Genomic DNA, 9278 nt, shown 5'->3' with positions numbered 1-9278 from the left:
GCAAGGCCGCTCCTACCGGGGGCCCGCGCCAGGCCTTCACGTTGCGGGGCGGATTTCCTTGATCAACCCCTCTAGGCTGTACCCCAGCTGTGGCGCCAAGGCTTCAGCCCTGCCCTTGAGCCCACCCAGGTCCAGCGTTTGCTCCAGGTCCGCCGGCACCAGCAGGATCACATTGCCCTCCTTCACCGGCAGCTCCCAGTAATGCCGGTGGTACAACCCGCGCAACAGCGCCGCGCCCAGCGGCCTGCCGTCATCACCGGCCCACTGGTTGATCACCAGCCAGCCACCGGGGTTGAGCTGCTTCTGGCAATTTTCCAGAAAGGTCCAGGCCAGATGCCCGACACCCGGGCCGTGGTCGGTATACAGGTCGACGAACAATAGGTCGGTTTTCTCCGCCGTGGGCAGCAGCTCAAGGGCATCGCCAACCCGCACATACAGCCGCGGGTCGTCGTCCAGGCCCAGGTACTCCATGGCCAGGCGCGGTACATCCGGGCGCAGCTCGATAGCCTCGATGTCTTCCAGCGGCAGGAACTTCATGCAGGCCTGGGTCAGGGTGCCGGCGCCCAAGCCAAGAAACAGTGCGCTTTCAGGCTGTTCGTGGCACAGCGCACCGACCAGCATGGCGCGGGTATAGTCGTACTCCAGCCAGCTGGGGTCGGCCGTGAACACGCAGCTTTGCTCGATGGCATCGCCAAATTCGAGGAAGCGGTAATCATCCACTTCATACACGCTGATGACCCCAAAGGCATCCTCGACCCGAGCCAACAGCCGTTCTTCCCGCTCCGTCGCCATGAACCTGCCACCCGCCCGCGCAAAAACGCGCATTGTCCGCCAACGTCCCCGATGCAACAAGCTCAGCGCCAACTGTTACCATGGCAGACAGCCTATAACCGACAAGACCGAGCCTGTGATGAACCAACCGTGGAGCCCTGACAGCTGGCGTGCCCTGCCGATCCAGCAGCAACCGACCTNCCCCGATGCCGCGCATCTGCTCAAGGTCGAGCAGACCTTGGCCAGCTACCCGCCGCTGGTGTTTGCCGGGGAAGCGCGCGAGCTGCGCCGGCAGTTCGCCGAGGTCACCGAAGGCCGCGCCTTCCTGCTGCAGGGCGGCGACTGCGCCGAAAGCTTCGCCGAGTTCTCGGCGGCGAAGATCCGCGACACCTTCAAGGTATTGCTGCAGATGGCCATCGTCATGACCTTCGCCGCCGGCTGCCCGGTGGTCAAGGTCGGGCGCATGGCCGGCCAGTTCGCCAAGCCACGCTCATCGGGTGACGAAACCATCGGCAACGTCACGTTGCCGGCCTACCGCGGCGACATCGTCAACGGGATCGGCTTCGACGAAAAAAGCCGCGTACCGGACCCCGACCGCCTGCTGCAGGCCTACCACCAGGCCACCGCCAGCCTCAACCTGCTGCGCGCCTTCGCCCAGGGCGGTTTCGCCGACCTGCACCAGGTGCACAAGTGGAACCTGGACTTCATCGCCAATTCGGCGCTGGCCGACAAATACCACCAGTTGGCCAACCGCATCGACGAGACCCTGGCCTTCATGCGCGCCTGCGGCCTGGACAGCGCCCCGCAATTGCGCGAAACCAGCTTTTTCACCGCCCACGAGGCACTGCTGCTGAACTACGAAGAAGCCTTCGTGCGCCAGGACAGCCTGACCGGCGACTACTACGACTGCTCGGCACACATGCTGTGGATCGGCGACCGCACCCGCCAGCTCGATGGCGCACATGTGGAGTTCCTGCGCGGGGTGCACAACCCGATCGGGGTCAAGGTCGGCCCGAGCATGAACCCTGAAGAGCTGATCCGCCTGATCGATACGCTCAACCCGGCCAACGACCCGGGGCGCCTCAACCTCATCGTGCGCATGGGCGCCGGCAAGGTCGGTGAGCACCTGCCAGGGCTGATCCGCACCGTCGAGCGCGAGGGGCGCAAGGTGCTGTGGAGCTCGGACCCGATGCACGGCAATACCATCAAGGCCAGCAGCGGCTACAAGACCCGTGACTTCGCGCAGATTCTCGATGAGGTGAAGCAGTTCTTCCAGGTGCACCAGGCCGAAGGCAGCCATGCGGGCGGCATTCACATCGAGATGACCGGGCAGAACGTTACCGAGTGCATCGGTGGCGCACGGCCGATTACCGAAGATGGGCTGTCGGATCGCTACCATACTCACTGCGACCCCCGCATGAACGCCGACCAGTCGCTGGAGCTGGCGTTTTTGATTGCCGAAACGCTCAAGCAGGTACGCCGTTGAGGTAACTGCCTGTCGCAGCCCTTCAGCGTTCTCAAGACCGAGCGCCGCCCCTGCGGCGCATCACGGCCCACCCTCATTTACGCAGCGGATCATCCCAGAATGGCCGCTCTGCCTCCTGCTGGATATCTGCCCGGCTCAACCCCAGATCCTGCAACGTCGCATCGCTGAGACTGGCCAGCTCCCGACGCTGGCGGTACAGCTCCAACCAGCGAGCCGGGCGCTGCAAGGCCGCATGCCACAGGTGGTTAAGGGAAAAGGCTGGGTGCTGAATGCTGCTGACATGACCTTTCATCGTGAAGCCCTCCGTGTTGATGACTTCAGTCTCGCGCCGGGCTTAAGATCAATCCAACGAATGTTTCTTATGCCATGCATCTAGGAGATTGATGCAATGTCCCACTACCAAAGCCTCGATGCCGACGTGCTGCGCACCTTTGTCGCCATTGCCGAGCAAGGTGGCTTCACCCGCGCCGGCGAAGTGGTCAACCGCACCCAGTCGGCCGTCAGCATGCAGATGAAACGCCTGGAGGAAGACGTCCTGCAGCGCCAACTGTTCGAGCGCGACGGCCGCCAGGTGCGCCTGACCGCCGAGGGCCAGGTACTGCTGGGCTACGCACGGCGCATCCTCAAGCTGCATGGCGAAGTGTTCAACACCTTGCGCATGCCGCACATGGTCGGCCTGGTGCGCATCGGCACACCGGACGACTACGCCATGCGGTTCTTGCCGACCATCCTGTCGAGTTTCGCCCAGGCCTACCCGCTGGTGCAGGTGGAGGTGCACTGTGATTCGTCGAAACACCTGATGCTGCGCCAGGACCTGGACCTGACCATCGTCACGCGCGAGCCCGGCAACGAGGTTGGCCAGTTGCTGCGCCAGGAACGCCTGGTGTGGGCCGCCGCCGAAAGCTTTTGCCCACAGGAGCAACGGCCCATGCCCCTCGCACTGTTCAACACCGACTGCTTCTGCCGCGCCTGGACCTGCAATGCCCTGGAGGCCCAAGGCATCGACTACCGCATCGCCTACACCAGCCCGAGCCTGGCGGCGATCTTCGCCATCGTCACGGCGGGGCTGGCAGTGACGGCGCAGTTGCAGAGCCTGATTGGCGGCAATATCCGCATCCTGGGCGAGCAGGACGGCTTGCCAGAGCTGCCGGTGGCCAATGTGATGCTGCTGCGCAATGCACAAAGCCAGTCACCGATCACCGACTGCATGGCCGACTACATCATCGAAGGCTTCCAGTAATGGCTGTGCCATACGCCACCCCCTAAAGCTCAAACCCCAGCATCACCGCGCACACCACCAAAAACACACAAAACATCGCCCGCAGCACCTTTTCCGGCAGCGCATGGGCCAGCCGCACTCCCCAGCTGATACTCAGCAGGCCGCCTACCGCCAACGGTATCCCCACACCCCAGTCGACACTGTGGTGCACGCCATAGGTCAGCAAGGTCACCATGGTGCTCGGCGCCGCCAGCGCCAGCGACAGCCCTTGCGCCACCACCTGCGTGGCGCCGAACACGCTGGTCAGGATCGGCGTGGCCACCACCGCGCCGCCCACCCCGAACAAACCGCCCATGGTTCCACTGAAGCAACCCAGCACTCCCAGCCAGGGCCAGGGATGGCGCAGCTCCGGGCTTGCCGGAGCAGCCTTGATAAACAGACGCGCCACGTTCCACAGGGCCAGCGCCACCAGAAAGCCGACGAAGCCCAGGCGCATGGCCTGCGCATCGACACCCACTGCCCAGATCGAGCCCAACCAGGCGAACACCAAGCTGCACACCGACAACGGCAAGGCATGGCGCAACTCGATGCGGTTGCGCTGGTGATAACGCCACAGCGCCAGCAACACGTTCGGCACCACCATCACCAAGGCTGTGCCTTGGGCCAATTGCTGATCGAGCCCGAACAGCACACCCAGCGCCGGGATGGCGATCAACCCGCCGCCAATGCCGAACAACCCACCCATGGTGCCCAAGGCTGCGCCCAGCACGATATACAACAACCACTCGATCATCAGGGCCTCATCCGCCTGCGTTAACAATGCGAGCATGCTAACGATTACCCTCTGGCGGGGAAACGCACAGCAACGCACAATGGCTGTGCGATTCATGCAAAAGCAAGGCAGCCATGAGCCCTGACACCCTGACCGATCAACTGAGCCTGTTCCTCGATGTGCTGGAGACCGGCAGTTTTTCCGCTGCCGCCCGGCGCCATCCACTCACCCCTTCCGCCGTCGCCCGGCGCATCGACAACCTCGAGAGCGCCGTGGGCAGCCGCCTGTTCACCCGCAGCACCCATGCGGTGCGCGCCACGCCTGCAGGCAACGCTTTCGCCGAGCGCGCCCGGCGTATCATTGAGGAACTGCGCCTGGCCCGCGCCGAGGCCGTGTCCCTGAGCAGTGCACCGGAGGGCTTGATCCGTATCGACGCCCCTGCCGCCTTCGGCCGCCGCCACCTGGCGCCGGCCATTGCCGACTTCCTGGTGGCCTACCCAGGCCTTGATGTGCACCTGCGCCTGATCGACAGCTTCGTCGACCTGCACGGCAGCCACCTGGGCGAAGTCGACCTGGTGCTGCGTGCAGGCCCTCTGGCCGATACCCGCCTGGTCGCCACACCGCTGGCCTACATGGTCCGCGTCGCCTGCGCCAGCCCCGCCTACCTGGCCAGCCGCGGCTTACCCGCCTGCGCCAGCGAATTGCCCGACCACGATGGGCTGGACTGGGACGGCCTGGCACCGCCGTTCGCCTGGCGCTTCAACGTCGATGGGCAATCACGGCTGTACCGGCCCTCGCGGATGCGCATGGCCGCCAACAATGCTGAAACGCTGCTGTTCGGCGCGCTTGCCGGCCTGGGCATTGCCCACCTGCCGACCTGGCTGGTCAGCGAGTACCTGCTGCGTGGCGAACTGGTGCCGCTTTTTTGCGACAACGGCCTGCCCGCAGCAGAGACCAGCGGTATTTATGCGCTGCGCCTGGCACATGAAACGAACTCTCGCAGCCGCTTGCTGCTCGAATTCCTCAAGAGCCGCTTCAGCCCGATCCCCCCGTGGGACCTGGCACTGCGAAGTGAGCTGCGATGGCAATGAGCGCGCAAACCTTCAGCGTGCTAGATTTCCCCATTGATTACATTCAAGGACCTGCATGAACGCCGACACCCAAGCTTCTTGCGACGAGCTGCTGCTGGACAACCAGGTCTGCTTCGCCCTGCACTCCACCTCGTTGCTGATGACCAAAGTCTACAAGCCACTGCTGCAGGCGCTGGGCCTGACTTACCCGCAGTACCTGGCCATGCTCGTACTGTGGGAACAGGACGGCCTGACCGTGGGCGAGATCAGCCAGCACCTGCTCACCGACCCCGGCTCACTCACGCCATTGCTCAAGCGCCTGGAAAGCGAAGGCCTGCTCAAGCGAACCCGTAGCCGCGAGGATGAACGGGTGGTGCTGGTGCAACTGACCGACAAGGGGCGCGCCCTTCAGCAGCAGGCCAAAGAGGTGCCGCCGTGCATTCTCAAGGCCAGCGGCCGCAGCCTGGAGCGCCTGCAACAACTACAGGCAGACCTGCTGGAGTTGCGCGACAGCCTGCAAAAGAACCTCTGACGGCTATGCTGTGCAATGCCCGTTCGGACGAGCGGTGAAGATTTATCTTGCGCGCTAACTAATTGCGCGCTAATTTAAATCCCGTACCCACCCGATGCACCCGGCATACACACGGGGCGCACAGCACACTAGCGAGGCTCAATATGCACAAGGTCACTCCGCTGTACATCGCAGAAGCCACCTCCACTGGCGGTCGCGACGGCAAATCCCGCTCCAGCGACGGCAAGCTGGAAGTCAAGCTGAGCACCCCCAAGGAACTGGGCGGCGCGGGCGGTGACGGCACCAACCCTGAGCAAATGTTCGCGGCTGGCTATTCGGCCTGCTTCATCGGCGCACTGAAATTCGTCGCCGGCCAGGAGAAAAAGCAACTGCCTGGCGACGCTTCGATCACCGCCAAGGTGGGCATTGGCCAGATCCCCGGTGGCTTCGGCCTGGATATCGACCTGCACATCAACCTGCCGGGCCTTGCCCAGGCCGAAGCCGAAGGGCTGGTGGAGAAGGCGCACCAGGTGTGCCCTTATTCCAACGCTACCCGCGGCAATGTGGATGTAAGGCTGCATGTAACGGTCTGAACACAGGCACAAAAAAACCCGGCCGAGGCCGGGTTTTTTGTGCACATCACAAGAAGAATTACTTCTTGGAACGGCCCTTGAAGCTGTTGTCGCGAGTGTCGATGTCGATCCACTCGTCGATCTGGATGAAGTCGGCAACCTGGATCTCGGTACCGTTCTTCAGCTTGGCAGGCTTCATGACCTTGCCCGAGGTGTCGCCACGCGCAGCGTTCTCGGTGTAGACAACCTGACGGCTGATGGTAGTCGGCAGCTCGACCGATACCAGACGGCCTTCGAAGAAGACGGCTTCGCAGATGTCTTCCATGCCTTCTTCGATGTACGGCAGAACGGCGTCGATGTCTTCGGCGTTCAGTTCGTACATGGTGTAGTCGGTGGTGTCCATGAAGGTGTACGAGTCACCGCTGATGAACGACAGGGTCGCTTCTTTGCGATCCAGGATCACGTCGTCCAGCTTGTCGTCCGCACCGTAAACGGTTTCGGTCTTGTAGCCGGTCAGCAGGTTTTTCAGCTTGGTCTTCATGATCGCGCTGTTGCGACCCGATTTGGTGAACTCGGCTTTCTGAACCAGCCACGGGTCGTTGTCGATCCGCAGTACGGTACCGGGTTTCAGTTCTTTACCAGTTTTCATTACGAAGTATCCGAATCTGGATGGATTTATAAAAATCGAGGCCGCATATCATAGCCAATTTCGGTAAAACTGTACCAGCGCCTTGGCGAGGTCCGGCCGAGCGGCTTGGCGCGCCGCCCACTCACGGGCATGCTGCTGCAGTTCCGGCCAGTGTTTACGGGCCCCTCGCCAGGCCTGGTGCATATCGTGGTTCATGTTCCAGGCGCGCCACAATGCCACCATTGCCTCGCCGGCAGCGTCCGACAGGCCCTGTCGATAAAGGTGCAGGAACGCGTCGAGCTTTTCCCAGTGGGCGTTTTCCTCTTGCACGTAGATGTGCCAGAGCATCGGCCGGCCGGCCCACTGCGCACGCACGAACGAGTCTTCGCCGCGCACCGCATTGAAATCGCAGCTCCACAGCAGGCGGTCATAGTCGTCCTGGCTGACGAACGGCAAGATCTGCACCCTCAGCGCCCCCCGCTGGAACACGTCACCGACCTTGAGCCCCGGCTCGCCCAGCCAATTGGCCAGGTCCGGGAGAATACGGCCTTGCGGTACCAACAGATGGGTGGCGCAGGTGTCGGTGGCCAATGCGTCGAGCCAGCTGCCCAGTTGCGGGTTTTCATAGGCGAACAGCGAGACCAGTTGCGCCTCGGCCTGCACGTCTACACCCAGCCCTTGCAGGAAGGCGGCTCGCGCCTGTGCAGATTGCTCGAAAGCCTGCCGCTGCGCCAGCAACGAAGCCTCGCGCAGCAACCCGCCAGTCTTCTCGGTAAAGCCCGGGAAGAAAAACACCTTGCGCAGGCCATTGGGCTGCGGCGACGGCAAGCCGTGGCAGCCCTCCACCCAGTCTTCGGCACTGAGGTAGTCGAGGTTAAGCCAGAGGACCGGCGTGGAACGGGCACGCATCGCTTCGACGTACTGTGCGGGCAACTGGCAGGCAAAGGCACCAATCACCACATCGGCAGGCTCGACCGGCTGCCACTGGCCAGGCCAGGCGCGCACTTCGACGCCCTGCTGCCATTGCCGCGCGGCGCCGGCGTCGGCGCCTGGGCACAGGGGCACGAAAGCCTCCAGGTCGTCCACCCACAAGCGCACCGCCAGCCCGTGCTCGGCCACCAACTGCCGGGCCAGGCGCCAGGTCACACCGATATCACCGTAGTTGTCGACGACACTGCAGAAAATGTCCCAGGTGACGTTCATGTGCCCTGCCCTCGCCCTGCGCAAAATCACGAATTCTGCGGTTAAATTGTCGCCGACAAAAGCACCAACGCTGAAAAACCGCCCGATGCCATGCGACAATGGCCGTCATAACGCCTGCCAGGAGGCCGCCATGCCCCGCCACCGTGAACTGCAAATAACCCTCAAGCCTGTGCAACTGACCCTGTGTGTGGCATTGGGCCTATGGCTCGGTGCCGTGGCCATCGCGCTGAGCCTGTGGCTGGCCGTACACCTGTGGCCCGAGCAGGTACAGCCGGTGGCCCAGGCCGTCGCCCCCGCCCTTGCCCGGCCCGCGGCCCCGCCGGCGCAACCGGCGGATGCGCAAAACGAGATGTTCGAGCGCTACAAGGCCATCCTGCACAAGCAGGAGCTGCAGCAGGCGGCCGAGGCCGCGCAAGGCAACCCACGCAACCTCAACAGCCCCAAGTGCCAGTTCTGGCTGTCGCAGAACCGCACTGCGCCGACCGAAAAGAGCCAGGCCAACGTGCTGGAGTTCTGTTACTGATCATGAACAAGGTCGCCCTGCTCACGCGTATCGTTGAAGCCCTGGAAACCGACATGGAAGTATTGCGCCGCGCCGCGCAAACCGCCTACGAAACCGCCACCGCCGAAGAAAACATCGCCGAAAACAAGTACGACACCCTTGGCCTGGAGGCCTCGTACCTGGCCACCGGCCAGGCGCGGCGCACGGCCGAGATTCGCCAGGCACTGCTGATCTACCAGCAACTGGTGCTGCGCGACTACGACCCGGCGCGGGGGATACAGATCGGCAGCCTGGTGATTCTGGAAGATGAAGCGGGGGCTCAGCGGCAGGTGTTCCTGGGGCCGGAAGCGGCCGGGTTGAAGATTGGCGAGGCAGACGCACTGGTGACGGTCATTACCCCGCGCTCACCGCTAGGCCAGCAACTGATCGGTAAAAAGGTCGATGACGAGGTTAGCCTTGGGGCCCAGCTGTTCTTCATTATCGAGGTTGCCTGAACCGGCCCAATCGCCGGCAAGCCGGCTCCCACAGGTACCCCGCTGCTCTC

At 63.3% G+C, this 9278-nt stretch carries 12 protein-coding genes; 7 read left to right on the top strand and 5 right to left on the bottom strand.

Translation table 11 applies throughout. The features are described from left to right. Positions 1-36 precede the first annotated feature (36 nt). On the bottom strand, positions 37-792 hold the full coding sequence (locus BLX42_RS25935; protein ID WP_161872952.1) for a spermidine synthase: 756 nt from the start codon (positions 790-792) through the stop codon (positions 37-39). 118 nt (positions 793-910) lie between these two features. Between BLX42_RS25935 and BLX42_RS25930 the strand changes: the two genes are divergently transcribed. Continuing rightward, complete coding sequence (locus tag BLX42_RS25930) at positions 911-2257, top strand: class II 3-deoxy-7-phosphoheptulonate synthase (RefSeq protein ID WP_161872951.1); 1347 nt, start codon at positions 911-913, stop codon at positions 2255-2257. A 73-nt stretch (positions 2258-2330) separates the two neighbouring features. On the opposite strand, the gene BLX42_RS25925 is transcribed toward BLX42_RS25930, so the two are convergent. Beyond that, on the bottom strand, positions 2331-2549 hold the full coding sequence (locus tag BLX42_RS25925) for a DUF1127 domain-containing protein (RefSeq protein ID WP_012313385.1): 219 nt from the start codon (positions 2547-2549) through the stop codon (positions 2331-2333). A 96-nt stretch (positions 2550-2645) separates the two neighbouring features. Between BLX42_RS25925 and BLX42_RS25920 the strand changes: the two genes are divergently transcribed. Beyond that, positions 2646-3497 carry a LysR substrate-binding domain-containing protein gene (locus BLX42_RS25920; RefSeq protein WP_012313384.1) on the top strand — a complete coding sequence of 284 codons (852 nt, stop codon included), beginning with the start codon at positions 2646-2648 and terminating at the stop codon, positions 3495-3497. Positions 3498-3519: 22 nt separating this feature from the next. Here the strand turns inward: BLX42_RS25920 and BLX42_RS25915 are convergent, their stop codons facing one another. Then, a complete protein-coding gene (locus BLX42_RS25915; RefSeq protein ID WP_161872953.1) occupies positions 3520-4269 on the bottom strand; it encodes a sulfite exporter TauE/SafE family protein in 750 nt (249 codons plus the stop codon). Positions 4270-4382: 113 nt separating this feature from the next. Between BLX42_RS25915 and BLX42_RS25910 the strand changes: the two genes are divergently transcribed. The 3 genes from BLX42_RS25910 to BLX42_RS25900 all read left to right on the top strand — a co-directional run bounded on the left by BLX42_RS25910 (position 4383) and on the right by BLX42_RS25900 (position 6422). Next, entirely contained in the window at positions 4383-5339 is a 957-nt protein-coding gene (locus BLX42_RS25910) for a LysR family transcriptional regulator (protein ID WP_161872950.1), read from the top strand. 55 nt (positions 5340-5394) lie between these two features. Continuing rightward, a complete protein-coding gene (locus tag BLX42_RS25905; RefSeq protein ID WP_046786599.1) occupies positions 5395-5850 on the top strand; it encodes a MarR family winged helix-turn-helix transcriptional regulator in 456 nt (151 codons plus the stop codon). Positions 5851-5993: 143 nt separating this feature from the next. Beyond that, on the top strand, positions 5994-6422 hold the full coding sequence (locus BLX42_RS25900; protein ID WP_039605055.1) for an organic hydroperoxide resistance protein: 429 nt from the start codon (positions 5994-5996) through the stop codon (positions 6420-6422). Between the two features lie 58 nt (positions 6423-6480). Here the strand turns inward: BLX42_RS25900 and efp are convergent, their stop codons facing one another. Next, positions 6481-7050 carry an elongation factor P gene (gene efp, locus BLX42_RS25895; RefSeq protein ID WP_012271109.1) on the bottom strand — a complete coding sequence of 190 codons (570 nt, stop codon included), beginning with the start codon at positions 7048-7050 and terminating at the stop codon, positions 6481-6483. Between the two features lie 48 nt (positions 7051-7098). Beyond that, positions 7099-8232, bottom strand: a complete 1134-nt coding sequence (gene earP / locus BLX42_RS25890) for an elongation factor P maturation arginine rhamnosyltransferase EarP (RefSeq protein WP_161872949.1) — start codon at positions 8230-8232, stop codon at positions 7099-7101. A 130-nt stretch (positions 8233-8362) separates the two neighbouring features. On the opposite strand from earP, the gene BLX42_RS25885 reads away from it, so the two are divergent. Then, positions 8363-8755: a hypothetical protein gene (locus BLX42_RS25885; protein ID WP_046786601.1), complete on the top strand. Its 393-nt coding sequence runs from the start codon at positions 8363-8365 to the stop codon at positions 8753-8755. Positions 8756-8757: 2 nt separating this feature from the next. Continuing rightward, positions 8758-9228: a GreA/GreB family elongation factor gene (locus BLX42_RS25880; RefSeq protein WP_161872948.1), complete on the top strand. Its 471-nt coding sequence runs from the start codon at positions 8758-8760 to the stop codon at positions 9226-9228. Positions 9229-9278 lie beyond the last annotated feature (50 nt).

The sequence above is a fragment of the Pseudomonas sp. SG-MS2 genome, from assembly GCF_009933855.1.
In the GTDB taxonomy this organism is placed as follows: domain Bacteria; phylum Pseudomonadota; class Gammaproteobacteria; order Pseudomonadales; family Pseudomonadaceae; genus Aquipseudomonas; species Aquipseudomonas putida_E.
Note: the sequence above shows the minus strand (reverse complement) of the source record. Positions and strands in the feature narration are given on the sequence as shown.

Bases quoted from the DNA above. Each gene is read 5' to 3' on its own strand.
- efp (WP_012271109.1), bottom strand. From the start codon at position 7,050: ATGAAAACTGGTAAAGAACTGAAACCCGGTACCGTACTGCGGATCGAC.
- BLX42_RS25885 (WP_046786601.1), top strand. From the start codon at position 8,363: ATGCCCCGCCACCGTGAACTGCAAATAACCCTCAAGCCTGTGCAACTG.
- BLX42_RS25880 (WP_161872948.1), top strand. From the start codon at position 8,758: ATGAACAAGGTCGCCCTGCTCACGCGTATCGTTGAAGCCCTGGAAACC.
- BLX42_RS25935 (WP_161872952.1), bottom strand. From the start codon at position 792: ATGGCGACGGAGCGGGAAGAACGGCTGTTGGCTCGGGTCGAGGATGCC.
- BLX42_RS25915 (WP_161872953.1), bottom strand. From the start codon at position 4,269: ATGATCGAGTGGTTGTTGTATATCGTGCTGGGCGCAGCCTTGGGCACC.
- BLX42_RS25920 (WP_012313384.1), top strand. From the start codon at position 2,646: ATGTCCCACTACCAAAGCCTCGATGCCGACGTGCTGCGCACCTTTGTC.
- BLX42_RS25905 (WP_046786599.1), top strand. From the start codon at position 5,395: ATGAACGCCGACACCCAAGCTTCTTGCGACGAGCTGCTGCTGGACAAC.
- BLX42_RS25910 (WP_161872950.1), top strand. From the start codon at position 4,383: ATGAGCCCTGACACCCTGACCGATCAACTGAGCCTGTTCCTCGATGTG.
- earP (WP_161872949.1), bottom strand. From the start codon at position 8,232: ATGAACGTCACCTGGGACATTTTCTGCAGTGTCGTCGACAACTACGGT.
- BLX42_RS25900 (WP_039605055.1), top strand. From the start codon at position 5,994: ATGCACAAGGTCACTCCGCTGTACATCGCAGAAGCCACCTCCACTGGC.
- BLX42_RS25925 (WP_012313385.1), bottom strand. From the start codon at position 2,549: ATGAAAGGTCATGTCAGCAGCATTCAGCACCCAGCCTTTTCCCTTAAC.